The sequence below is a fragment of the Albimonas pacifica genome (assembly GCF_900113695.1).
Lineage (GTDB): Bacteria > Pseudomonadota > Alphaproteobacteria > Rhodobacterales > Rhodobacteraceae > Albimonas > Albimonas pacifica.
Genome location: NZ_FOQH01000003.1, coordinates 117734 through 142068 on the forward strand (window position 1 = coordinate 117734; position 24335 = coordinate 142068).

The 24335-nt window shown below is 72.7% G+C and carries 22 protein-coding genes; 10 read left to right on the forward strand and 12 right to left on the reverse strand.

Features of this window, described 5'->3' with window-relative positions; genetic code table 11:
- Window positions 1–66 precede the first annotated feature (66 nt).
- Both BM064_RS06325 and BM064_RS06330 read right to left on the reverse strand, forming a co-directional pair.
- Window positions 67–1338, reverse strand: a complete 1272-nt coding sequence (locus BM064_RS06325; protein WP_092858916.1) for an MFS transporter — start codon at window positions 1336–1338, stop codon at window positions 67–69.
- 397 nt (window positions 1339–1735) lie between these two features.
- Window positions 1736–2470: a calcium-binding protein gene (locus BM064_RS06330; protein ID WP_092858917.1), complete on the reverse strand. Its 735-nt coding sequence runs from the start codon at window positions 2468–2470 to the stop codon at window positions 1736–1738.
- A gap of 662 nt (window positions 2471–3132) precedes the next feature.
- Between BM064_RS06330 and rpmE the strand changes: the two genes are divergently transcribed.
- Both rpmE and BM064_RS06340 read left to right on the forward strand, forming a co-directional pair.
- Window positions 3133–3354, forward strand: coding sequence for a 50S ribosomal protein L31 (gene rpmE / locus BM064_RS06335; RefSeq protein ID WP_092858918.1), 222 nt, complete (start codon window positions 3133–3135; stop codon window positions 3352–3354).
- A 424-nt stretch (window positions 3355–3778) separates the two neighbouring features.
- Window positions 3779–4585 carry a division plane positioning ATPase MipZ gene (locus BM064_RS06340; protein WP_092858919.1) on the forward strand — a complete coding sequence of 269 codons (807 nt, stop codon included), beginning with the start codon at window positions 3779–3781 and terminating at the stop codon, window positions 4583–4585.
- Window positions 4586–5184: 599 nt separating this feature from the next.
- Here BM064_RS06340 and BM064_RS06345 read toward each other — a convergent pair.
- Both BM064_RS06345 and BM064_RS27375 read right to left on the reverse strand, forming a co-directional pair.
- The gene (locus BM064_RS06345; protein WP_425426146.1) at window positions 5185–6267 is read right to left on the reverse strand and encodes a D-alanyl-D-alanine carboxypeptidase family protein; all 1083 of its coding nucleotides are present in this window, start codon (window positions 6265–6267) and stop codon (window positions 5185–5187) included.
- A gap of 71 nt (window positions 6268–6338) precedes the next feature.
- On the reverse strand, window positions 6339–6488 hold the full coding sequence (locus BM064_RS27375) for a hypothetical protein (RefSeq protein ID WP_177236163.1): 150 nt from the start codon (window positions 6486–6488) through the stop codon (window positions 6339–6341).
- 110 nt (window positions 6489–6598) lie between these two features.
- On the opposite strand from BM064_RS27375, the gene BM064_RS06350 reads away from it, so the two are divergent.
- From BM064_RS06350 to clpA, 3 genes are all read left to right on the forward strand, one after another.
- A complete protein-coding gene (locus BM064_RS06350) occupies window positions 6599–7030 on the forward strand; it encodes a phasin family protein (protein ID WP_092858921.1) in 432 nt (143 codons plus the stop codon).
- Between the two features lie 355 nt (window positions 7031–7385).
- A complete protein-coding gene (clpS, locus tag BM064_RS06355) occupies window positions 7386–7670 on the forward strand; it encodes an ATP-dependent Clp protease adapter ClpS (protein WP_092859281.1) in 285 nt (94 codons plus the stop codon).
- 443 nt (window positions 7671–8113) lie between these two features.
- Window positions 8114–10444 carry an ATP-dependent Clp protease ATP-binding subunit ClpA gene (gene clpA / locus BM064_RS06360; RefSeq protein WP_092858922.1) on the forward strand — a complete coding sequence of 777 codons (2331 nt, stop codon included), beginning with the start codon at window positions 8114–8116 and terminating at the stop codon, window positions 10442–10444.
- Between the two features lie 138 nt (window positions 10445–10582).
- On the opposite strand, the gene BM064_RS06365 is transcribed toward clpA, so the two are convergent.
- The 7 genes from BM064_RS06365 to BM064_RS06395 all read right to left on the reverse strand — a co-directional run bounded on the left by BM064_RS06365 (window position 10583) and on the right by BM064_RS06395 (window position 18043).
- The gene (locus tag BM064_RS06365) at window positions 10583–11296 is read right to left on the reverse strand and encodes a hypothetical protein (RefSeq protein WP_092858923.1); all 714 of its coding nucleotides are present in this window, start codon (window positions 11294–11296) and stop codon (window positions 10583–10585) included.
- Window positions 11293–11586, reverse strand: coding sequence for a 4a-hydroxytetrahydrobiopterin dehydratase (locus BM064_RS06370; protein WP_092858924.1), 294 nt, complete (start codon window positions 11584–11586; stop codon window positions 11293–11295). Before BM064_RS06370 ends, BM064_RS06365 begins: the two co-directional genes overlap by 4 nt.
- Complete coding sequence (locus BM064_RS06375) at window positions 11586–12791, reverse strand: GNAT family N-acetyltransferase (protein ID WP_092858925.1); 1206 nt, start codon at window positions 12789–12791, stop codon at window positions 11586–11588. The genes BM064_RS06370 and BM064_RS06375 overlap by 1 nt, the downstream gene beginning before the upstream one ends.
- Window positions 12792–12932: 141 nt before the next feature.
- Window positions 12933–13700 carry a glycerophosphodiester phosphodiesterase family protein gene (locus BM064_RS06380; RefSeq protein ID WP_092858926.1) on the reverse strand — a complete coding sequence of 256 codons (768 nt, stop codon included), beginning with the start codon at window positions 13698–13700 and terminating at the stop codon, window positions 12933–12935.
- 155 nt (window positions 13701–13855) lie between these two features.
- Window positions 13856–14320 carry a RidA family protein gene (locus tag BM064_RS06385; protein ID WP_092858927.1) on the reverse strand — a complete coding sequence of 155 codons (465 nt, stop codon included), beginning with the start codon at window positions 14318–14320 and terminating at the stop codon, window positions 13856–13858.
- Between the two features lie 44 nt (window positions 14321–14364).
- Window positions 14365–16314: an HlyD family type I secretion periplasmic adaptor subunit gene (locus BM064_RS28425; protein ID WP_342741356.1), complete on the reverse strand. Its 1950-nt coding sequence runs from the start codon at window positions 16312–16314 to the stop codon at window positions 14365–14367.
- 7 nt (window positions 16315–16321) lie between these two features.
- Window positions 16322–18043: a type I secretion system permease/ATPase gene (locus tag BM064_RS06395; protein ID WP_092858928.1), complete on the reverse strand. Its 1722-nt coding sequence runs from the start codon at window positions 18041–18043 to the stop codon at window positions 16322–16324.
- Between the two features lie 323 nt (window positions 18044–18366).
- Here BM064_RS06395 and BM064_RS06400 point away from each other — a divergent pair, with 323 nt between their 5' ends.
- Both BM064_RS06400 and BM064_RS06405 read left to right on the forward strand, forming a co-directional pair.
- On the forward strand, window positions 18367–19158 hold the full coding sequence (locus tag BM064_RS06400; protein ID WP_092858929.1) for an MlaA family lipoprotein: 792 nt from the start codon (window positions 18367–18369) through the stop codon (window positions 19156–19158).
- An 84-nt stretch (window positions 19159–19242) separates the two neighbouring features.
- Window positions 19243–19869 carry an MlaC/ttg2D family ABC transporter substrate-binding protein gene (locus BM064_RS06405; protein WP_092859283.1) on the forward strand — a complete coding sequence of 209 codons (627 nt, stop codon included), beginning with the start codon at window positions 19243–19245 and terminating at the stop codon, window positions 19867–19869.
- A gap of 74 nt (window positions 19870–19943) precedes the next feature.
- On the opposite strand, the gene BM064_RS06410 is transcribed toward BM064_RS06405, so the two are convergent.
- On the reverse strand, window positions 19944–20915 hold the full coding sequence (locus tag BM064_RS06410) for an alpha/beta hydrolase (RefSeq protein WP_092858930.1): 972 nt from the start codon (window positions 20913–20915) through the stop codon (window positions 19944–19946).
- A gap of 170 nt (window positions 20916–21085) precedes the next feature.
- Between BM064_RS06410 and BM064_RS06415 the strand changes: the two genes are divergently transcribed.
- The 3 genes from BM064_RS06415 to BM064_RS06425 all read left to right on the forward strand — a co-directional run bounded on the left by BM064_RS06415 (window position 21086) and on the right by BM064_RS06425 (window position 24330).
- Window positions 21086–22135, forward strand: a complete 1050-nt coding sequence (locus tag BM064_RS06415; protein ID WP_092858931.1) for a histone deacetylase family protein — start codon at window positions 21086–21088, stop codon at window positions 22133–22135.
- Window positions 22136–22231: 96 nt separating this feature from the next.
- Window positions 22232–23074, forward strand: coding sequence for a universal stress protein (locus BM064_RS06420; protein ID WP_092858932.1), 843 nt, complete (start codon window positions 22232–22234; stop codon window positions 23072–23074).
- Between the two features lie 245 nt (window positions 23075–23319).
- Window positions 23320–24330 carry an ABC transporter substrate-binding protein gene (locus BM064_RS06425; RefSeq protein ID WP_092858933.1) on the forward strand — a complete coding sequence of 337 codons (1011 nt, stop codon included), beginning with the start codon at window positions 23320–23322 and terminating at the stop codon, window positions 24328–24330.
- Window positions 24331–24335: the final 5 nt, after the last annotated feature.

Here is a 24335-nt window from a genome sequence, read left to right on the forward strand (position 1 = left end):
CGGCCCTCCCCCGGGACGACCTCGCGGCCGGCGTTTCGCCGGCCGCTTGCGTTTCGGGAGGCGGGCTCAGCCGGCGGGCGTCGTCTCGGGCGGGGCGGCCTTGCCGCCGGAGCGGTCGCGCGACAGCGCCACGATCGCCAGCGCCGCCAGCGCCAGCGCCGCCGAGAGGGCGAAGGGCGCGCCGGGGGCGCGCAGGCTGGCGCCGGGGCGGGCGAAGACCTCGAAGATCGCGGTGAAGACCGGCGGGGCGAGGGCCGCGGTCAGGCCCTGCAGGCTCGCCAGCACGCCCTGCAGGCGGCCCTGGCGGTCCTCGGCGACGCGGGCGCTCATCATCGCGGCCATGGCCATGGGGGCGAGGTCGCCCACCGCCACCAGCGGCAGGATCGCGAAGATCACCCACACGGCCGGGCCGAAGGCGTAGATCCCCAGGGTCAGCGCGCTGAAGCCGAGGCCCATCAGCACCGTGTTGCGCAGCCCGATGCGGGCCGAGGTCCAGCCCAGGCCGAAAGCCTGCGCGGCGCCCATGAACAGGCCGAAGGCGGCCAGCGACAGGCCCACCCCGGCGGCGGTCCAGCCGTGCAGCTCGATCAGGTAGAAGGCCCAGATCGCCGGGTAGACGTTGAAGGCGAACATGAACACCGCGGTCGCGGCCAGCAGCGCGCCGATGCCGGGCAGGCGGGCGGCCTCGGCCAGCGCCGGGAACGGGTTGGCGCCGCGCCAGGAGAAGGCGCGGCGGCGGTCCTTCGGCAGCGACTCGGGCAGCCAGATCAGGCCGGCGACGGCGGCGGCGGCGCACAGGCCGGCGGCCGCCAGGAACGGCGCCCGCGGCCCCAGCGTCGCCAGCAGGCCCCCCAGCGCGGGCCCCGCCACGAAGCCCACGCCGAAGCCGCCCCCGATCCAGCCGAAGGCGGCGGCGCGCTTCTCGGGCGGGGTGACGTCGGCGACATAGGCCGCGGCGGTCGAGTGGGTGGCGCCGGCCATCCCCGCCACCGCGCGGGCCAGGATCAGCAGCCACAGGCTCTGCGCCGCCGCGGCGATCAGGTAGTCCAGCGCCAGCGTCGCCAGCGCCGCGATCAGCACCGGGCGGCGGCCGAAGCGGTCCGAGAGATCCCCCAGCAGCGGCCCGCACAGGAACATCGCCGCCGCATAGGCGAAGACCATCCAGCCGCCCCAGGGCGCGGCCGCCGCCGGGCCCAGGCCCGAGATCTCGTGCAGCAGCTCCGGGATCACCGGCATGGCGAGGCCGATGCCCATCGCGTCCACCGCCACCACCCCGACGGCGAAGGCGATCCCCCGGCGGGGGGCGGCGGCGGAGGCGGGCGGGAGAGCGGCGCTCATCGGGATCGGACCGGCGCAGGCGACGCCGTCCCCGGGCGGAGGCGGCGAAGGACGGGACGGGGCGCGCAGCCCCTCGGGACGGACGCGCGGGCGGAAGGCCGCGCGGGCGGCGCAGGCGGGACGGGAACGGCCCGGGCGCGCAGGCCCGGCCGGCGCGCCCGCGGGCGCGGGCCGCGCGCACCCTAGCCGGCGGCGCCCGCGCGGCAATCGCCGGCGGCGGCTCGGGCGGTCCGGGACGGGCGAGGGTGGGATTTGGGCAACGCCGGCGCCCGTCCCCGGCGGGGACCGCGGCCGGGGCGCGCGCCGGAAAAAAAGCCCCGCCCGGGGAGCGGGCGGGGCCGTCGTCGCCGTCCCGCCGGTGGGGGGACGCAGCGGGCCGGCGACGATGCGCTTGGGCTCAGAGCAGAACGTCGTCCGTGGCCAGGTCGCTCTTCTGCATGTCGAGCAGCGTCAGGGTGTCGTCGCCGAAGGTCAGCACCATGTCGTCGCCGACGTTGTCGGCATGCTGCTTGACCTCGCGCAGGCTGCGCAGGTCGAAGCTGCGGAGGTCGAGCACGTCGCCCTCGAGCCCGTCGAAGTCGCGCACGACGTCGTCGCCGGTGCGGAACTGGAACAGGTCGGCGCCGCCGCCGCCCTTCATCATGTCGTCGCCCGAGCCGGCCTTGAGCCAGTCGTCGCCGCCGCCGCCGAGCAGCTTGTCGTCGCCCTTGCCGCCGACCAGCTTGTCGTCGTCGGCGCCGCCGCGCATCTTGTCGCGGCCGACCGCGCCCTTGAGCAGGTCCTCGCCGTCGTGGCCGATCATGAAGTCGCGGCCCCTGCCGCCGTTCATCACGTCGCCGCCGCCGCCGCCGTAGAGCTCGTCGAAGCCGAAGCCGCCGAACAGGCGGTCGTCCTCGCCGCCGCCGTAGAGCACGTCGGCGCCGCCGCCGCCGATGATCACGTCCTCTTCGCCGCCGCCGTAGATCAGGTCGTCGCCGGCCTGGCCTTCGAGAAGGTCCTCGCCGTCGGCGCCGTAGACGGTGTCGTCGCCCCGGCGGGCGCTGATGTAATCGTCGCCCTCCAGGCCGAAGATCTCCTCGCTGGCGGCCGTGCCCTTGATGCGGTCGTCGCCGTCGTCGCCTCGAATGGCCATGGTGGTCTCCTTCCGTCTGTCAGTCGTTCTGTCTGTCGTTCTTCGGCGCCGGGTGAGCGTCGCCGGTGGACCCATGAGCTAGGGGCCCCGCCGCGCCGGCGCCAGCGGCGGAGGCGCCGGCAGAGAGAATGAATTTCCATTTAAAATCAGGAGGATGTTAGCCACGATCATGCCATGATCGAGGCCGAATGGAGGCGCCCTCGGCCCCCGTCTCGCCCCCCTCCGCGCTCCCGCACGGCCCCGCGCGCACGCGCCCGCCGACCGCCGCGCCGAGTCTCCCCGTCCGGCCAGCCGCTTCGCCTGCGCGCACGTCCGCGGGGGTCGGGCGCGGGGCCCTCGGGCGGACCTGCCCCAATCGCCCCGATCGCCGGTCATTTGCGGCGGCGTCGGGGCTCGCGTGCTGCGCGGAGGGCGGGCGAGGGGCCCGGCGGGGGCGGCGCGGGGCACGGGTCTTTCTTCAGGGTGGAAACCGGCGCCACGTCCGGAGGACGCGAGCGGCGCCCGGGAGGCGCGGCCGGGGCGCATCTCCCCGCGCGGCTTGCCGCGGCCCGCGATTCGGGGTAGAGGCACGCGCTCTACCGCATGGGCGCGCCGCCGAGTTCCGGGCCGCTCGCGGTTCCCGGATCAGGAAAGCCCCGGCGCGACCGGGGGAGAGACGCGCCATGAAGAACGACATCCATCCCGAGTACCACACCATCGAGGTCAAGCTCGTCGACGGTTCGACCGTGCAGATGCGCTCCACCTGGGGCGCGGAGGGCGCGACGCTGACCCTCGACGTCGACCCCTCGGTGCACCCCGCCTGGACGGGCGGCGGCGCGCGCCTGATGGACACCGGCGGCCGCGTGACGAAGTTCAAGAAGAAGTTCGCCGGCCTCGACTTCTGATCCCGCCGGCCGGGCGCCCGCCCGGCTCCGCGGTCGATCCGACCCCTTGCGCGGCGCGCTCCCCCCGGAGCGCGCCGTTCGCTTTGGCGCGGCCCCCTTCGCCTCAGGGACGGGCCGGACGCCCGCGCCCCGTCCGGCCGGCCCGGCCCGCCGCCCCCCGACGCCGCCCCCCGCCGCCGGCGCCCTCGGCTGGCCTGCGCCGCGGACGGGCGGCCTGCCGCGGGCGGGGCGCGTCGCGCAGCGCCTCCCCGACCCGCGGCCTGGCGACGCGGCGGCGCCCGGGGCGCCGTCCCGGGCCGCATTCCCGCCCGCCGCGCGTTGCCACCGCGCCCGGCACGCGCGATCATGGATCCCGCGAAGCGGCCCCACGAAGCGGCCGCCGCGGGCCCGCGGGGGGCGCAGAGGCAGGCAGGAGCGCGGGCGCGTGGCTCATGTGATCGTGACCGGAAACGAGAAGGGCGGCTCGGGCAAGTCCACGACCGCCATGCACCTGTTCGCGGCCATCGCCCGGCAGGGCTTCCGCGTCGGCGCGATGGACCTCGACCTCCGCCAGACCACCTTCTTCCGCTATCTCGAGAACCGCGAGGCCTTCGCCCGCCGCACCGGCCAGGACCTGTCGCTGCCCGAGCGCATCGGCCTGCAGCCCTCGACGCTGCGCGACCGGGTCGAGGCGGAGGCGGAGGAGGAGCGCTGGTTCACGCAGGCGATCGCGACGCTCGACGCGTCGTGCGAGTTCATCCTGATCGACTGCCCCGGCGCCGACAGCTTCTACAGCCAGATGGCCCACGCCTCGGCCGACACGCTGATCACGCCGATCAACGACAGCCTGGTGGATTTCGACCTGCTGGCGCGCATGGACCCGGAGACGGGCAGGGTGCTGGGGCCCTCGATCTACTCCGAGATGGTCTGGCAGGCGCGGCGGCTGCGGGCGGGGGCGGGGCTGAAGCCTGTCGACTGGGTGGTGCTGCGCAACCGCATGTCCCACATCGACGCGCGCAACAAGCGCAAGGTCGGCGACGCGCTGGAGCACCTGGCCCGCCGCATCGGCTACCGCCTGGTGCCCGGCTTCTCCGAGCGGGTGATCTTCCGCGAGATGTTCCTCAACGGGCTGACGCTGCTGGACCTGCGCGACCAGGGCTTCGCCTTCTCGATGAGCCACGTGGCCGCCCGGCAGGAGATCCGCGACCTGGTCCGGGCCCTGAATCTGCCGGGCATGGCCGAGGCCGCCTGAGCCGCCGACCCCCGCTCCCGACCGTCCGATGCTCCGCCCCCGAGCCGCGGCGGCGCCGCGCCACGCACGCGCTCGGGGCCCATGTCCGGCCCGCGGCGCGGCGGCGGGCGTCGCCGCCGCGTGGCGGGCGGGCGCCCGGAACTGCGGCCCGCGCGCAGGCGCCGACGGCGCCGCCGCGCGACGCGGGCGCCCTGGGGCGGGCGTCCGGCTCGCGGCGGCAGGGCCGGTCGGGCGCCGGGCCGCGGGCATGGGGCGGCGGCAGGATCCGGGAGAGACCGGGGAGGCGCGGGGGGGCAGGCGGCGGAGGCCGTGGCCGCGGAGGGCGTGCAGGGCGGAGACCGGGACGAATGGGGCGCAGGCTGGCGGGCGCGGTCAGGCCGGCCGCGCGGGCCGGCAGGCGCGGCCCAGGCCGGCAGGCGCGGTCCAGGCCGGCAGGCGATCCGCAGGCAGGCGGCCGGGGCGCAGGCGGCCGGGGCGCAGGGGGCCGTGGAACGAAAACGGGCCCGGGCGTGTCGCCCGGGCCCGTTCACCCCTCTTGCGTCGGTCGGGCGCCCCTTGGGGAAGGGGCGGCCGGCGGCGCCTGACGGGACCACGGAGGCTCAGGGCCTCCGGGGCGGCAGCTCCATGGCGAGGCCGAACTCGGTGGCCGGGCGCGCCGCGGGCAGGCCGGCCACGCGCGGCGCATAGCGGGTGCCGGCGTCGCGGCCCGCGGCATGCGCCGCGGCCGGGGCGATCGCCTGGCCCACGCGCGCCAGCAGCGACTGCGGCGGGGCGGGACGCTCCTCGGGCACCGGCGCCGCGGCGACCAGGGTCCCGGCGGTGACCGAGGCCGGCGGGATCACCTTCGCCACCCGCGGGGTCTTGGAGAAGCCCATGTCCATCAGCCGGGCGATCCGCTGCGTGCGGTCGGCGGAGCTGCGCGCCCCGAACACCGCCGCGATCACCCGCTGGTCGCCGCGATGCGCCGACGAGACCAGGTTGAAGCCCGCGGCCCGGGTGTAGCCGGTCTTGATTCCGTCCGCCCCCGGGTAGGAGGACAGCAGCCGGCGGTTGGTCGCGTAGACCGTCTTGCCCATCGCCGTCGTCTGCTTGCGCGAGAACAGGTTGTAGTACTCGGGGTGATCGAAGAACAGCCGCCGGCCGAGCGTCGCCATGTCCCGCGCCGTCGACAGGTGCCCCGCCTCGGTCAGCCCGTGGGGGTTCTTGAAGGTGGTGTTGGGCATGCCGAGGATCCGGGCCTTGGCGGTCGCCATCTTCGCCCAGGCGTCGACCGAGCCGGCGGTCGCCTCGGCGAGCGCGGTGGCCGCGTCGTTGGCCGACTTCACGGCCGCGGCCCGCATCAGGTTGCGGATCGTCACCCGCTCGCCCGTGCGCAGCCCGATCCGCGACGGCGGCTGCCGCGCGGCGAGCGCGGAGACCTTCACCGTCTGGTCGAGCTTGAGCCGACCCTCCTTCACCGCCTCGATGGCGAGGTAGAGGGTCATCATCTTGGTCAGCGACGCGGGATGCAGCCGCGTGTCCGCATTCTCGGCATAGACCACCTCGCCGGTCCTGGCGTCCATCACCAGCGCTGCGTAGGGCGCCGCCTGCGCCGGGGCGGAAGCGAAGCTCCACACCGCCAGCAAAGCGAGCCCGATGGCCATCGCCAGGCGCGCCGGCGCCCCTGGGTTCGTCCGTCTCATAGCCGCCCTCGTTCGTTCCGTGCGCCTTGCCGGCGCCTGTCCGAGTCGCGCCTGTCGGCGCTTGGATCGCTTCATTCGTGCGATCTCTTCACAAAAGACGGTAACATGCTGCGCGGCAAATTCAAATCCCCGAAGCCCGATTCGCGAAATCCGCGCGCCGGGCCGCCGTGCAGCCTGCGACTGTGCTGCGCCGCGGCAATTCCCTTGACGCGACGCAGCATGGGGCGGTATCCCCGGCTGTGCAGCAATATAGGGCTGCGCGCAGACCGCCACCCGACGCCCCCGAGTCGGCCCGGCGGACCAGAGACCCGAGCCCTCGAGGAGCCGCCCCATGAACGCGATGTCCGACACCACCGCCCAGTTCGAGACCTTCGCCGCCGAGGCCCAGGCCAAGATGACCGAATCGATGGAGAAGATGGCGAAGTCCTTCGAGGACGCCGCCGCCTTCAACCAGGCCAGCCTGGACGCCTTCATGAAGTCCGCCAACATCGCCATGAAGTCGGCCGAGGAGATCAGCGCCGAGTCGATGGCCTTCTCCAAGAAGTCGATGGAGGAAGGCGTCGCCGCGACGAAGGATTTCGCCGCCTCCAAGTCGGTGATGGAGTTGATGGAGAAGCAGTCCGACTTCGCCAAGACCTTCTTCGACGGCTTCATGAAGCAGGCGACCAAGATGAACGAGATGGCCATGGCCGCCTCGAAGGACGCGATGGAGCCGCTGGCCGCCCGCGTCTCGGCCGCCGCCGAGCTGGTGAAGCCGGCCTGATCGCGCGCGGCCCCCGCGCCCGAGGGGCGCGTCGGGGCCCGCCATCCCGCTGCGTGCGCGGCCTTTTCGGCCCGACGCCTCGGATCGTGACGAAAAGGGGGCCTCGGCCCCCTTTTTCATTTCTGCACGAGTCATATAATATCCAGCCATGCGCACAGCGACGACGATGGGCTTGGCCGTGGACCACGACCGCGAAGCGAACCGGGACGACCTGACGGACGGCGCGCCGCCGACCCTGGCGGACGCCGCCGGCCGGACCTCTCCGCGCGCCGTTCCGGCGCGCGCCCTGCCCCCCGTCCGCGCGGGTCGACCCCGCGCGGCCGGCCCGAGCCGACCCTCGGACGATCCGGACGGCGTGCTGGCGGTCAAGCCGCGCACCCGCCCGCAGAAGCCATCGATGTACAAGGTCCTCCTGCTCAACGACGACTACACCCCCATGGAGTTCGTCGTGCACGTGCTGGAGCGGTTCTTCGGCATCACCCACGAGCAGGCGGTCGAGATCATGCTGACCGTGCATCGCCGCGGCGTGGCGGTGGTGGGCGTGTTCTCCTTCGAGGTGGCCGAGACCAAGGTCACCCAGGTGATGGACTACGCCCAGCAGCACCAGCACCCCCTGCAGTGCACGATGGAAAAGGAATGACGGGGGGAGAAGGAATGACGGGGCGGCGCGCGTGACGGGCGGCGCCGCCGCGACCTGACGCCGCTCCCCCCGACGCCCGCCGCGGCTCTCCCGCCCGGCCGCGCGCGCCTCTTGCGCCGCGCGCCCTCCATTCCCAGATACGCCGTTCTTCCAAGCCAGTCGGCCGGATCCGACACGGCGCGGGACGTTCCGCCCTTGAACCTCTCCCGCACCGCCGCGCCCAACGCGGCGCCTGCGCAATGAGCGTGTCCTGCCTGCCGCATGGGCGCCTTATCGCAGCGCGACCGCAAAAAAATGTGCGCGCGCTAACCCGCCCTTGATCCGATGCTGACAAAGCCGAAGTTTAGTGGTGCACTCAGGCCATGCCCGGGGCTGGAACCTCGGGCGGGCCGGATCGCAGCCGCGCCCAGCCGGGTGCGGGTCCAGGCGGAAAGGTGACGCGCATGCCCTCGTTCTCGAAGACCCTTGAGGAAGCCATCCACTTCGCGCTGAGCCTCGCGAACGAGCGCAAGCACGAACTGGCCACCCTCGAGCATCTGCTCCTCGCCCTCATCGACGAGCCCGACGCGGCGCGCGTGATGAAGGCCTGCGGGGTGAACCTCGACACCCTCCGCGAATCCCTCACCCGCTTCGTGGACAACGAACTCGAAGCGCTTGTTTCGGACGTCGACGGGTCCGAGGCCGCCCCCACCACCGGTTTCCAGCGGGTGATCCAGCGCGCCGCCATCCACGTCCAGTCCTCGGGCCGCACCGAGGTCACCGGCGCCAACGTGCTCGTCGCGATCTTCGCCGAGCGCGAGAGCCATGCCGCCTTCTTCCTGCAGGAGCAGGACATGACCCGTTACGACGCGGTCAACTACATCTCCCACGGCGTCGCCAAGAACCCCGCCTATGGCGAGGCGCGTCCCGTGCGCGGCGCGGAGGAGGAGGGCGAGCAGGCCTCCGCCTCCCGCAACGAGCCGGAGAAGGAGAAGGAGGAGACGGCGCTCGGCAAGTACTGCGTCAACCTCAACGTCAAGGCCCGCAAGGGCGACGTCGATCCCCTGATCGGACGCGAGCATGAGGTCGAGCGCGCGATCCAGGTCCTCTGCCGCCGGCGCAAGAACAACCCGCTGCTGGTGGGCGACCCCGGCGTGGGCAAGACCGCCATCGCCGAGGGCCTCGCCAAGAAGATCGTCGACGGCCAGACCCCCGACGTCCTTTCGGGCTCCACCATCTTCTCGCTCGACATGGGCGCGCTGCTCGCCGGCACCCGCTACCGCGGCGACTTCGAGGAGCGGCTGAAGGCCGTCGTCAAGGAGCTGGAAGAGCATCCCGACGCGATCCTGTTCATCGACGAGATCCACACCGTCATCGGCGCCGGCGCGACCTCCGGCGGGGCGATGGACGCCTCCAACCTGCTGAAGCCCGCGCTTCAGTCGGGCGGCCTGCGCTGCATGGGCTCCACCACCTACAAGGAGTTCCGCCAGCACTTCGAGAAGGACCGCGCGCTGAGCCGTCGCTTCCAGAAGATCGACGTCTACGAGCCGACGGTCGAGGACACGATCAAGATCCTCAAGGGCCTCAAGCCCTATTTCGAGGAGCATCACGACATCCGCTACACGCAGGAGGCGATCAAGGTCGCGGTCGAGCTCTCGGCCCGCTACATCAACGACCGCAAGCTGCCGGACAAGGCGATCGACGTGATCGACGAGGCCGGCGCCTACCAGCACCTGCTGCCGGACTCCAAGCGCCGCAAGACGATCACCCCCAAGGAGATCGAGGAGGTCGTCGCCAAGATCGCCCGCATCCCCCCGAAGTCCGTCTCCAAGGACGACGCGGAGACCCTGCGGGACCTGGAAGCGTCCCTCAAGCGCGTGGTCTTCGGCCAGGACGCCGCGATCGAGTCCCTCGCCTCGGCCATCAAGCTCTCGCGTGCGGGCCTTCGTGAACCGGAAAAGCCCATCGGCAACTACCTGTTCGCCGGCCCCACCGGCGTCGGCAAGACCGAGGTCGCCAAGCAGCTGTCCGAGACGCTGGGCGTGGAGCTCCTGCGCTTCGACATGTCGGAATACATGGAGAAGCACTCGGTGAGCCGCCTGATCGGCGCCCCTCCGGGCTACGTCGGCTTCGACCAGGGCGGTCTTCTGACCGACGGCATCGACCAGCACCCGCACTGCGTGCTGCTGCTCGACGAGATCGAGAAGGCGCATCCGGACGTCTTCAACATCCTGCTGCAGGTGATGGACCACGGCCGGCTGACCGACCACAACGGCAAGACGGTGGATTTCCGCAACGTGGTCCTGATCATGACCTCGAACGCGGGCGCCTCCGAGTTGGCGAAATCCGCCATCGGCTTCGGCCGCGACCGGCGCGAGGGCGAGGACACGGCCGCCATCGAGCGGACCTTCACGCCCGAGTTCCGCAACCGTCTCGACGCGATCATCTCCTTCGGCCCGCTGCCCAAGGAGGTCATCCTCCAGGTGGTCGAGAAGTTCGTGCTCCAGCTGGAAGCCCAGCTCATGGACCGCGGCGTCTCGATCGAGCTCACCCGGCCTGCCGCCGAGTGGCTGGCCGAGAAGGGTTACGACGACCGCATGGGCGCCCGCCCGCTCGGCCGCGTGATCCAGGAGCACATCAAGAAGCCGCTGGCCGAGGAGCTGCTGTTCGGCAAGCTGGTCAAGGGCGGCCTGGTGAAGGTGGCGGTGAAGGAGGGCAATCTGGACCTCCAGATCTCCCAGCCCACCAAGTCGCTCGCCAACGACAAGAAGCCTCCGCTCCTGACCGCCGAGTAAGGCGCAGGCAGGACCGGATGCACGAAACGCCCGGCGGGTCCCCCGCCGGGCGTTCTACGTGGCGACCGCCGGCTCCGACCCGGAGGCGCGCTGTCCGGGAGGGTTCCGGCGGCGCGTCCCCCTCCTGATCCGGCCCGCTCAGTCCGGCGCGCAGCGCCAGGAAAGCTCGGCCAGAAGGGTCCGCGCCGCCTCGCCCTCGCCGGGGCCGACGATCAGGTTGAAGCGGTCGGTCGAGCCGTCGACCGAGACGCCCTCGACGCCCGAGCAGTAGACGACGCGCTGGGTCGGAACGTCGTCGACGCCGGCAGGGAACAATTCCCGCCAGCGCCGCTGGAGCCGCTGCAACCGCTCGGGCAAATCGGCCTTGTTCGGCGTGGCGGCGATGATCGCGGCGGCTTCCGGGTCCCAGCGGCGCTCGACCGCGCGGGCGCGCTTCTCGACCTCGGGGCGGTAGGGAACGATCACCTGGTCGGCGTCGCCGCGCTGGACGATCCGGGCGCCGACAGCGCCGGGGACCAGCCAGCCCGCATCGATGCGCAACGCGCTGGTCAGGACCCCGTGCTCGCCGTCGTCGCACCGCTCCGGCATCGGGTTCTGGCCCCGGACCAGCCGGCAGGCGTCGAGCGCGACCGTGCCGGCCGGCGCCCATTGCTGCACCGAGGCTTCGAGGCGCCGCGCGATCTCCTCGGTCGACAGCTCCGCCGCCTCCCGCACCTCCGGCGAGGCGAGGGCGCGCCGCTGCGCGACCCCCTCGCCGTCGCGGTCCAGCACCGCCGCCGCGGCCAGGATCGCGCCGAGCGCGACCGCCCCCGCAAGCGCCTGACGACGCGTGGGCCGGGGCAGGTTCCTCACGCCATCTCGTCGATCGCCTGGGCCATCTTCACGTCGCGCTCGCTCAGGCCGCCGACGTCATGGCTGGTCAGGGTGACCTCGACGGTCTTGTAGACGTTCGACCACTCGGGGTGGTGGTCCATCTTCTCGGCGAGCAGGGCCACCCGGGTCATCCAGCCGAAGGCTTCTGAGAAGTCCTTGAACTTGAAGGTCTTGTGCAGGGCGTCGCGGCCCTCGACGACGGACCATCCGCCGTCCTGGAGGGTGGCGAGGGTGGTTTCGCGGGTGTCCGGGTCCAGCTTCGCGGGCATCAGTCGTGCTCCTCGATCTCTCGGGTCAGGTCGGACTTGCGGAAGGGCGAGCGCTCGGACAGCCAGGCGATCTCATCGCCGACCGCCTCGCGCTCCGCTTCCAGGTATTCCGCCACGGCGCGGCGGAAGCTCGGCTCGCCGATCCAGTGCAGCGAGTGGGTCTTCACCGGCAGGTAGCCGCGGGCGAGCTTGTGCTCGCCCTGGGCGCCGGCCTCCACCGTCTCCAGCCCCCGGGCGATGGCGAAGTCGATGGCGCGGTAGTAGCACAGTTCGAAATGCAGGCAGGGGTGATGCTCGGTGCACCCCCAGTAGCGCCCGAACAGGGACCGCCGGCCGATGAAGTTCAGCGCCCCCGCCACCGGCCGCCCGTCGCGCTCGGCCAGCACCAGCAGCACGTCGTCGCGCAGGCTCTCCTGCACCCGGTTGAAGAAGTCCCGGGTCAGGTAAGGCGAGCCCCACTTGCGGCTGCCGGTGTCCTGGTAGAAGCGCCAGAAGGCGTCCCAGTGCTCGGGCCGCAGGTCGTCGCCGGTCAGGGCGCGGATCTCGAGACCGGAGGCCGCGGCCTCGCGCCGCTCGCGCCGGATGTTCTTGCGCTTGCGGGAGCTGAGGTCGCCGAGGAACGCCTCGAAGTCGGCGTAGCCGCGGTTCTTCCAGTGGAACTGCTCGCCGGTGCGCTGAAGGAGGCCGATCTCGGCCCCCATCTCCCACTCCTCCTCGGTGCAGAAGGTCACGTGGAGGGAGGAGAGCCCGTTGCCCGCCGCGAGCTGCACCGCGCCCTGCACCAGCGCCGAGACCACGGCCGCCGTGCTCTCCCCGGGCGCCGTCAGGAACCGCCGCCCGGTGGCGGGGGTGAAGGGCACCGCGCCCTGGAGCTTGGGGTAGTACTCGCCCCCGGCCCGCTCGTAGGCATGGGCCCAGGAGTGGTCGAAGACGTATTCGCCCTGGCTGTGGCCCTTGGCGTAGAGGGGCATGACCCCGATCACCCGGCCGCCGAGCCGCGCCGCCAGGTGCCGCGGCGCCCAGCCGGAGCCGCGCCCGACCGAGCGGCTGTCCTCCAGCGCCTTGAGGAAACGGTGGGTCAGAAACGGGTTCTCGGGCGCGAGGCCGGGCGCGCCCTCGGGGTCGGCGCAGCGGTCCCAGTCCTGCGCGTCGATCTCGTCGATCGAGGTCAGGGCGGTGATCTCGACGACGTCGGATCCGTCCATGGGGCGCCTCCCGCGGTTTGGCCTGCCCTAGAGGATGGGAAGCGGGGCGGGCCGGTCAATGGGCCGGGCGGCGCGGTCCGGGGTCGCGGGCCCGCAGGCGCCCTGCGGGCGGGCCTGGCCGCGTCGCGCCCGGGGCGGTGCTCACGGGCGGTAGCCCTCGAAGGTGACGTTGTCGACGTGGGGGCGGGCGGCGGCGTCCTCCTGCGGGCTGCGGGTGGTCCAGCACAGCACCGGCAGACCGGCCGCGCGCAGGGCCCGGGTGCGCCCGGTCGGAAGATCCCGCCAGCGGTAGGAGCAGAAGCTGCAGCCCGAGGTCTCGAAGCTCGCCATCGCGCTCAGGTCGGCGCGCGCCGCGGGGGCGAGCCCCTCGCCGTCCGGGTCGCGGTCCCAGTCCATCGAGACGAGGCCCCGGGGGATCGCGGAGGCGTGGTCGTGGAACCAGGCGACGGCGCGGGGATCGAAGCTCATCACCGCCACGGGGCCGCCGCCGGCGGCGAGATGCCCCTCGATCAGCTCGGCCGCGCGGGCCTCCAGGGGGCCGACGCCGACGGCGTCGTGCTGGCGCTTGATCTCCACCAGCAGGGGGGCGCGGCCTGCCGCCTCCAGCGCCTGGGCGAAGCTGGGGATGCGGGCCTCGGGCGCGGCGCCGGTCAGCGCCAGCGTCCCCAGCTCGGCCGCCCTGCGCGCCCGCACCGGCCCGGAGGCGGCGGTCAGCCGGTCGAGCTCGTCGTCATGGAAGCACATCGCCTCGCCGTCGGCGGAGATCTGCAGGTCGATCTCGCAGCCGTAACCGGCCGCGGCGGCGGCGCGGATGGCGGGCAGGGAGTTCTCGATCACCCCCGCGGCGCGGTCGTGCAGGCCGCGGTGGGCGATGGCGCGGTCGAGGAAACCGGCGGGGAGGGAGGGCATGGCAACGGTCCGTCACGGGCGGAAAGGGAGACAGGCGTCGCGCCGCCCCCCGCCGCCGCGGGGTGGGCGGGCGGGGCGGCGGCGGGGGGCGGCGCGACGCCTGCGGCAGGCGCCGTCCCCCGCATATCCCGGCGCGACGACAGCCGCGCGACAGCTCAGGCGATCTCGAAGATCGCCTCGATCTCGACGGCCACGCCGAAGGGCAGGTTGGCCACGCCGAAGGCCGAGCGTGCGTGCACGCCGGCCTCGCCGAAGACCTCGCCCAGCAGCTCGGAGCAGCCGTTCACCACCTTGGGGTGGTCGGGGAAGTCGGGGGTGGAGTTCACCAGGCCCATCAGCTTGACCACCCGCACCACGCGGTCGAGGTCGCCGTCGCAGGCGGCCTTGGCCTGGGCGATCAGCGACAGGGCGCAGAGCTTCGCGGCCTCGTAGCCGCCGGCCACGTCCATGTCCGCGCCGAGCTTGCCCTTCACCAGCCCGTCGGGGCCCTGGCTGACCTGGCCGGAGACGAACACCAGGTTCCCGGTCTTCACGAAGGGCGTGTAGGCCGCGGCGGGAACGGGCGGGTTGGGCAGGGTGATGCCGAGCTCGGCCAGGCGGGCGTCGATCTTGCCGGTCATGGGGGTCCTTTCGGGGGTTGGGCCCGGGGAGAACCCCCGGACGCTCATTCCTCGCGCATCGAGTGGGCGAAGTAATCCATGAAGGGCTTCACCAGGTAGTTCAACGGCGAGCGGTCGTAGGTGCGGATGAACGCCTCGACCGGCATGCCGGGCACCAGGGTCTTGCCCTCCAGCTTGCTCTCCTCGCCCTCGTTCAGCGCCAGCTCGATCGGGAAATAATGGACGCCGGTCCGCTCGTCCACGATCGCGTCGGCCGAGACCTTGACCACATGGCCGTCGATCTCGGGCGTGGTGCGCGAGGCGAAGGCCGAGAAGCGCAGCGTCGCCTCCTGGCCGGGGAACACCTCGTCGACGTGCTGGGGCTCGATCCTCGCGTTGAACACGAAGTCGGCGTCCGAGGGCACGATGTACATGATCGGCTCGGCCGGCGTCAGCACCGCCTGCTGGGCGAAGACCTTGGAGTTGAAGACCGTCCCGGCGATCGGGGCGCGCACCTCCATGCGGGCGAGGCGCTCCTGCAGGCTGGCCAGCTGCTCGCGCACCTGGTTCTCCTGGTACTGGATGTCGCGCATCTGGGTGATCGCCTCCTCCCGCCGCTGGGAGCGGGCCTGCGAGATCTGGATCTCGATCTCGGTGGCGCGGCCCTCGGATTCGGCGACCGAGGCGATCAGCTCGCCGATCTGGCCCTCCAGCCGGGCCTGCTCGCGCTGCAGCGCCAGCAGGCGGTTGAGCTGCGCGAGACCCTGGTCGAACAGCTTCTGCTGGCCCTCCAGCTCCTGGCGGATCAGCTCGTCCTGGCGGCGGAGGGCTGCGATCTGCGCCTCGGCCCCCTCGACTTGGCGGTCGATCTGGCCGCGGCGCTCGCCGAGCTGCTGGACCTGTTCGTCGAGGCTGTTGAGGCGTGCGTCGAACAGCGAGGTCTGGCCCTCGACCATCCGCTGCACGTCGTCGTCGGTCTGCGCCTTGGCCAGCAGGCGCTCGTCGAAGCGGATCTCCTCCCAGCCGTACTGCTCCGCCTCCAGCCGGTTGCGGCGGGCGACGAGCTCCCAGTACTGGTCCTCGAGGATGATCGCCTCGGAGCGGGGCAGGGTGTCGTCGAAGCGCAGCAGCACGTCGCCGGCCTCCACATGGTCGCCGTCGCGCACCATGATCTCGCCGACCACGCCGCCATCGGGGTGCTGGACCACCTGCTCGCGCGTCTCCACGTCGACCTCGCCCATGGCGATGATCGCGCCGGCGATGTTGGCGAAGGCCGCCCAGGCGCCGAAGCCGCCGACCAGCAGCAGCACGCCGACGAAGCCGATGATCAGCGCCTTGCGCGCCGAGTAGCGCTGCGAGGCCTCGTCCGGGCCCAGCGGGGCGGCGGGGCCGCCCGCCGAGGGTCGGGCCGGCACGCCGCCGCCGCCGCCGCCGGGGGCGGGCGCCGGGACGTCGGCGCGGGGCTTTGCGGGCGCGGCCGGGTCCTTCGCCTCCTCCCGTTTCGCGGGGGGGCGGGAGGGCATGGCCATCGCGGGCGCCGGGGCGCGCTTGCGCGCCAGCACCGCCTCGCGCGCCGCCGCCGCGGCGGCGGAGGCCGCGTCGGGCGCGGGCGCGGCCTGCGGCTCCGGCGGGGCCGCAGGGGCGGGATCGCGCGCGGTCCCGGCGGCCTGCGGCGAGGCCGGTCGCTCCTGCGCGGCGCGGGCGGCGGCGAGCCGGGCGCGGGCCGCCGCCAGGGCCGCCGGATCCGCCGCAGGGCCGGCCTCGGTCGGGGTCGCGGCGGGGGTCTGCGAAGGCTCGGGCGAAGGCTCGGGCGAAGGCGCGGGGCCTGCCGCCGGGGCCTGCGGCTCGGGCGCGTCGGCGGTCTCGGCGTCGTCGGCCTCGTCGCGGCGGTGGCTCCAGGAGGGGGGCTCGGCGCTCTCGGCGAAGACGTTGAAGGCGTGGCGCCCGGTGTCCCCGGCGCCGCCCTTGGCCTCGCCCGGGCCGGTCCGCCGCTCGTCGCCCTGCATCTCGGTCATGCTCGCGTCACTCTCCGGCCGGGGTCACGACCTGGGGGTAGTTGCGCACATGCTGGCGCAGCACCTCGTCCTTGGGCCCGAAGGCCTTCCGCACCCCGTCCTCCATCATCAGGATCAGGTCGCAATGCTGGATGGCGGCGGGGCGGTGGGCCATGATGATCACCGCGCGGCCCCGCGCCTTGATGTCCTGGATCGCGTGGTTGAGCGCGTCCGACCCGGACGCGTCGAGGTTCGAGTTCGGCTCGTCCAGCACCACCACCGCCGGGTCGCCGTAAAGCGCGCGCGCGAGCCCGATGCGCTGGCGCTGCCCGCCCGAGAGCTTCCCGCCCCCGGCCGCCACCTGGTAGTCGTAGCCGCCCGGCAGGCCGAGGATCATCTCATGGGCGCCGGCGCGCTTGGCGGCCTCGACCACCATCGCGGAGTCCGGCTTGCCGGTCAGGCGGGCGATGTTCTCGGCCACCGAGCCGTCGAAGAGCGCGATCTCCTGGGGCAGATAGCCGATGTGGCGGCCCAGGTCCTCGTCGCCGTATTGCTCCAGCGCCGCGCCGTCGAGGCGCACGTTGCCCGCGGCCGGCTTCCAGATCCCGGTGATCGCCTTGGCCAGCGTCGACTTGCCCGACGCCGACGGCCCGATCACGCCCATCGCCTGCCCCGGCTCCATCCGGAAGGAGACCATGCGGATCGCGGCCGTCTGCTCGCCCGGGGCGACGACGGTGACCTGCTGCGCCTCGAGGATCGAGCGGGGGGCGGGGAGCCTGGTGCGCTCCTCCGGCGCCGGGGTCTTCTCGAGCAGTTCGCTCAGCGACTTCCAGCCCTGCATGGCGCGCTGCACCAGCGCCCACTGGCCGATGGCCTGCTCGATGGGCGCCAGCGCGCGGCCCATCAGGATCGAGCCCGCGATCATCGAGCCGGGGCTCAGCTCCCCCTGGATCGCGAGCCAGGCGCCGGCGCCCAGCATCAGCGACTGCAGGAAGAAGCGAAGGGTCTTGGAGGCGGTCGAGAAGCCGCCGGTGCGGTCGGAGGCCTGGATCGTCGTCTCGAGGCTGCGCCCGCGAAGCAGCTGCCAGCGCTCGAGCACCGAGCGGCGCATCCCCAGGCCCTGCACCGTCTCCCCCTGGGAGCGCACGGCCTCGGTGAACCCTTCCGACTGGGCGGAGGCGACGTTGGCGTCGAGCTGGAGCTTCTTGGAGAACACCTGGTTGAGCCAGGTCAGGCAGACCAGCAGCAGGCCGCCGGCGATGGCGATGCAGCCCAGGATCCAGTGGAAGGTGAAGATCGCGGCCAGGAACACCGGCGTCCACGGCATGTCGAAGACCGCGAAGGGCGCGGGGCCGGACATCAGCCGCTGGATCGACTCGAGGTCGCGCAGGCCGGTGGCGGGGCGGGCGCGTTCGACGGGGGAGACGGCGCGGCGCAGGATCGCCTCGAACACGCGGCTGTCGAGCCGGGCCTGGAAGCGCGCGCCGGCGCGCGCCAGCACCCGGCCGCGGGCGTAGTCGAGCACGCCCATCATCAGGAACAGGAAGGCCATGATGACCGTCAGCGCCAGCAGCGTCGCCTCGGACCGCGAGCTGAGCACCCGGTCGTAGACCTGCAGCATGAAGATCGGCCCGGTCAGCATCAGCAGGTTCACGAAGAAGCTGAACACCGCCACGGACACGAACAGGGACCGGCCCTCGCGCAGGACCGAGCGCAGTTCGTCCCGTCCACTCTCCGTCTTGCCTCGCAACCTGAACCCCCGGATCCCGGATCCTGCCGAGCTTATGCGCCCGCAGCGGTTAAGTTCCAATCATCGAGCCGCAGGTTCATCCGCGACGGACCCGTCTCTTACGCCCCGCATCCCCATGGCGCCAGCGGACAGATACGCCCGCCCCTGGCGAATTGAAGCCTTTTTTCCGTGGCGTGGAAGGTTCTTGTCGCGCAGGAGCCACAAGCCGGCCCCGCCTGAAAGCGGCGCTTGACGAAAACGGCGCCGCGATTGCGCCCCGCCGCTCGCTGCACTAATCCCGTAGGCGCCGTGACGCGCCGCATCATTAAGAATCGAGAGACGTCTTGACCGAATCCCCCTCCAGGGCCTCCGCGTCCGTTTCCGCCTCCGGCCGCGCGTCGCGCCGCGGCCCGTTCCGCTCGATCCTGATGCTGGCCGCCGCCGTGGCGCTGGCGGGCTGCGCCTCGGGCGAACCGGTGGAGCCGGGCGGGATCGCCGATCCCTACGAATCGACGAACCGCGACATCCACGAATTCAACAAGGGCCTCGACACCATCCTGCTGCGCCCGGCGAGCCGTCTCTACGACATCGCCATGCCGGGGCTGGGCGACCTGCTGCTGACCAACGCGGTCAACTTCCTGCGCATGCCGATGAACTTCATCAACCACGCCGCGCAGGGAGAGTTCGAGCAGGCCGGCGCCGACGTGCTGCGCACCGGCATCAACCTGGTGATGGGCCTCGGCGTGCTCGACCCCGCCACCGAGTTCGGCCTCCCGCAGGTGGAGACCGACATCGGCGAGACGCTCTACGTCTGGGGCGTGGGCGAGGGCCCGTATGTCGAGATCCCGGTGTTCGGCCCGGCCTCGGCCCGCGACGGCTTCGGCCGGGTGGCCGAGATCGTGCTCGATCCGTTCGGCTTCTTCACCGGCTACGAGGGGCTGCAGCTCGGCCGCCGGGCGCTGGCGGTGGGCAACCTCGCCCGGATCCGGGCCGAGAACACCAACGTGATCGACCAGACGCTCTATGAGAGCGAAGACTCTTACGTCACCACGCGGGCGGGCTATATCCAGTACCGCCGCCGCCAGCTGGCGGGCGGGGCGACGGAAGAGTCGCTGACCGACGTGTTCGCCGACTGAGGCGGCACGGACCGAAACGCCCACGCGCCCGTCGAGCCCTTGGGGGAGGGGACGGGCGCGCCCAACCGCAAACGGGGTGATGCGATGACCATGAACCGACGCGACCTTCTGAAATTCTCGCTGGCCGGCGCGCTGAGCGCCGCGGTCGGCCTGTCCCTGCCCTCCGCCGCCCGGGCGGTCGAGGTCTCCGCCGCCCGCTCCTTCGTCGAGAAGGTGGTGGGCGAGGTGACCCAGCTCCTGAACTCGGGCAAGAGCGCCGAGGCCCAGCGGCTGGAGTTCTCCGAGATCTTCCGGCGCAACGCCGCGGTGCCCGAGATCACCCGCTTCGTGATGGGCCAGGCCTGGCGCGACATGAACGACTCCCAGAAGACCAAGGCCCAGGACGCGCTGGTCAGCTATGTCGGCCGGGTCTACGCGGGCCTGCTCAACGACTACCAGGGCCAGACCCTCGAGGTGGTCGGCGCCCAGGACTTCGGCGCCAAGGGCGTGCTGGTGACCTCGGTCGCCAAGGGCGCCAGCGTCGAGGACTCGAAGGTCGAGTGGCAGGTCTCCGACCGCGGCGGCCCGGTGCAGGTGGTCGACGTGGTGGCCGAGGGCGTCTCGCTGCTCCAGACCCAGCGCCAGGAGTTCGGGGCGATGATCGACAAGCGCAACGGCGACGTGGACCGCTTCCTCGACGACCTCGCCGCCGGGAAGATCGCCGAGGGCTGAGGCCTCCGGTCCCGACCCCCTCGATCCCGATCCATCGCAGCGGCGCGCCGGTCCCCCGGCGCGCCGTTCGCGTTTCAGCTCAGCTTCGGCCGCTCCCCCGCGCCCAGCGCGCGCAGGCTCTCCACGATCCGGTCGAAGGCGAGGCCGGCCTGGCGCGAGGCGTGGCGGGCGCGCAGAAAGCCATGGGTCAGCCCCGGTTCCTCGACCGAGAAGGCCCGCCCTCCCACGGCCAGGATCCGGTCGCGATAGGCCTTGCCGTCGTCGGCCAGCGGATCGCATTGCGCGTTGATGCACACCGTCATCGGCAGGCCGGAGACATCCGGGTCCCGCAGCGGCCAGGCCCGCGGGTCGTCGTCGGGCACGAGGCTCATGTCCCGCTGGGAGGCGTAGAAGGCCCGGTCGGCGCGCGACAGCAGCGGCGCGTCGGCGTGCAGGACGAAGCTGCCCCGCGTCGGGTCCCCGCCCAGCGAGGGATAGATCAGCACCTGCCCGACCGGCGCCCCCTCCCGCCCGCGAGAGGCATGGACGACGGCGGCCGCGAGCGTGCCGCCCGCGCTGTCGCCCGAGATCACGAGGGGCCGCCCGCCGGCCGCGGCCACCGCCCATTCCCAGGCGGCGAAGGCGTCGTCGAAGAAGGCGGGGTGCTGGAACTCGGGCGCCATGCGGTAGTCGACCGAGACCGTCTCGTAGCCCGTGCGGTGGGCCATCTCGGCGCAGATGTCGTCATGGCTGTCGAGCCCGCCGACCACGAAGCCCCCGCCGTGCAGGTAGAGGATGAAGGCCGACCCGGGCCCCGAGGCCGGCACGTAGCGGCGCAGCGGGATCGGGCCGCGCGGACCCTCGCAGCTCAGGTCCTCGACCTGAACGCCCTCGGGGCGGCCGTTGTGCCAGTAGCGGCAGTTGGCGTCGTAGGCGGCGCGGCGGGAGGCGGCGGTCGGCTCCCCCTCCACGCGCGAATTGCGCCGGCTGGTCTCGACGAAGGCGCGGGTGTCGGCCTCCAGGATCCAGTCGTAGTCGGGGGTCGCGAGGGGCGCGGGTCCGTCCATGGTCGTCTCCTCCATCTGCCGGCGATCCGGTCTGTTGCGCCCAGCATCCTCCCGACCGGCCGGTCAGGCAAGCATGGCCGGCGCCCCGCCCGCGACGCGAGGTTCCGCTTTCCGTCGCGCCCCTTGCGGGTCTAGGGTCCCCCCGCAAGACCCAGGAGGCCCGAGTCCCCATGCAGTGCGTGTTCGACGCCCGCCAGACCGCCCACGATCCCCAGACCTTCCTCGTCGCAGGCCGCCTGCGCCCCAGCCCCGAGCAGCCCCGACGGGCCGAGGTGCTGCTGAACGGCGCGCGGGAGGCCGGGCTCGAGGTCGTCGCCCCCGCCGATTACGGGCGCGGCCCGCTGGCGGCGGTGCACACGTCCGAGTATCTCGCCTTCCTCGAGACCATCCACGCCCGCTGGTCGGCGCTGCCCGACGCCAACGCCGAGGTGGTCCCGAACATCCACCCCGACCGGCGCGCGGCGTCCTACCCGACCTCGCCCGTGGGCCAGGCGGGCTGGCACCTGCAGGACACCGCCTGCCCCGTCGGGGCCTCGACCTGGCACGCGGCCTACTGGTCGGCCCAGACCGCCCTGACCGGCGCCGAGCTGGTGCTGGAGGGCGAGCGCTCGGCCTACGCGCTGAGCCGCCCGCCGGGGCATCACGCGCTGGCGGATGCGGCGGGGGGGTTCTGCTTCCTCGCCAACGCCTCGATCGCGGCGCAGCGGCTGCGGGACGCGGGGCGGCGGGTGGCGATCCTCGACGTCGACGTGCACCATGGCAACGGCACCCAGGCGATCTTCTACGACCGGGGCGACGTGCTGACCGTCTCGATCCACTGCGATCCGTCCGTCTACTACCCGTTCTTCTGGGGCCACGCGCAGGAGCGCGGGATCGGCCAGGGGGAGGGCGCGAACTTCAACCTGCCGCTGGCCCGCGGCACCTCGGACGACGGCTTCCTCGAGGCGCTGGGCGCGGCGCTCGCCCGCATCCGCAGCTTCGGGACCGACGCGCTGGTGATCGCGCTGGGCCTCGACGCCTACGAGGGCGATCCGCTGGCGGGGCTGGGCGTGACCACGCCCGGATTCGCGCGCATCGGCGAGGCCATCGGGCGCTTCGGCCTGCCGACCCTGCTGGTGCAGGAGGGCGGATACCTGTCGGAGGAGCTCGGCCAGAACCTGACCAGCTTCCTCGGCGGCTTCGCCAACGGCCAGGCCGAGGCGGGGCGGGTGCACGTCTGAGGCGCAGACGCCGCGCCGTCTTGATCCAGCGCAAGGCGGCGGGCGGTCGAACCGGCTAACAATTCGTCGAAACAACGATCCGGGGAGAAGGATCAGATGTCCATCAAGACCATCACCGTTTTCGTCGACGGGGGCCCGGCCTCCGACGCGCGGCTGGCCGCGGCCTGCGAGATGGCGCTCAAGCATGACGCCCATGTGGTCGCCGTGGCTTTCGCGCGCCAGTTCGACATGGGCGTCTACGCCATGCCCGGCGCCGAAATGGCCATGGACCTCAGCGCCATCGACACCGCCCGCGCCGAGGCCAAGGAGCTTGCCAAGCACGCCGAGGCGAAGATGCAGGCGGCCGGCGTCTCGGCCGACGCGCGCTGGGCCTCGTCCATCGCCGCCGGCCTGGAGGAGACGGCGGCCCGCGCCGCGCGTCACTCCGACATCGCCGTGGTCGGCCCCGCCGGCGGCGACGGTCCGGCGGGCGAGGCCGCCGAGGCCGCCTTCGAGGGCGCGCTCTTCGGCTCCGGCCGCCCGGTGCTGATGCTGCCCGAGGGCTGGTCGAAGCCGATCGGCACGAAGATCATGCTGTGCTGGGACGGCAGCCATGTCGCCGCCCGCGCCCTGCAGGACGCGATGCCCTTCATCAAGGCCGCCGGCGCCGTGACCATCGCCATCGTCGACCCCGAGCCCGGCGTCGACGGCACCGGCGAGGAGCCGGGCGCCGACATCGCCACCGTCATCGCCCGCCACGGCGTGAAGGTGGAGGTCAAGACCATGGCCCGCGCCGGCGCCTCGGTCGCCGAGCGCCTGATGGCGACCGCCGAGGAGATGGGCGCCGACCTGATGGTGATGGGCGGCTACGGCCACTCGCGCCTGCGGGAGGCGATCTTCTCCGGCGTCAGCCGCTCGGTGCTGGAAGCGCCGACGGCGCCGGTCCTCGTCTCGCACTGAGGCCCGCGACGGCCCTCCGGGGCCCCGGATCCGCGGCCCGCGCCCCCCGGCGCGGGCCGTTTCCGTCCGCGCGGTCGCCGGGGCGGGACGCGACGGGCTTGCGGCGGGGCAGGGCGGTGCGGGCCGGCCGCGACAGGATGCGCCGCCGCAAAAGGGGGCGCCCTTCGTTCATCTGCTTGCGGGGTCGCCGGGCTGCGTGCCTAATGCCTCCGCTGTCGGCAGAACCACCGCGAAAGGGGCCCCCGATGATCCGATTCCGCACGCTCGCCTTCGTCGCCGCGACCCTCGTCGCCGCCGGCGCCGCCCAGGCGCAGACGAAGATCGCCTTCGCCAACGACTGGAAGTGGGAGGGCCCCGCGGCCCCGTTCCTGCTGGCGCTCGACAAGGGCTATTTCGAGGAGGCCGGCCTCGACGTCACCATGGACACCGGCAAGGGCTCGCTCGACGCGATCCCGCGCGTGGCGGCGGGCACCTACCAGATGGGCGCCGCCGACATCAACACGCTGATCAAGTTCCGCGACCAGAACCCCGACCTGGACGTGAAGGCGATCTTCATGATCTACAACCAGCCGCCCTTCGCGGTGGTCGGCCGCAAGAGCCTCGGCATCGAGACCCCCAAGGACCTCGAGGGCAAGATTCTCGGCGCCCCGGCCCCCGACGGCGCCTACGCCCAGTGGAAGGCCTTCACCAAGGCCAACGGCATCGACGCCTCGAAGGTCACCATCGAGAACGTGGGCTTCCCGGTGCGCGAGCCGATGCTGGCGCAGGGCAAGGTCGACGCGATCACCGGCTTCAGCTTCTCGTCCTACATCAACCTCAAGGCCAACGGCGTGCCGGAGGACGACATCACCGTCCTGCTGATGACCGAGAACGGCCTCGACCTCTACGGCAACGTGGTGCTTGTGAACCCCGCCTTCGCCGAGGAGAACCCCGAGGCGGTGAAGGCGTTCCTCGCCGCCCTGGTGAAGGGCTTCAAGGAGACCGTCGCCGACCCCGCCGCCGCGGTGAAATACGTGACCGCCCACAACGACGTGGCCCGCGAGGAGGTGGAGCTGGAGCGGCTCGAGATGGCCATCGCCGACAACATCCTCACCGACGAGGTGAAGGCCAACGGCTTCGGCGCCGTGGACATGGAGCGTCTGACCAAATCCATGGACCAGATCGCCGACACCTACGACTTCCAGTCGCGCCCGACGGCCGAGGCGATCTTCGACCCGTCCTTCCTGCCCCCCGCCGAGGAGCGGATGCCCGACTGATCCGG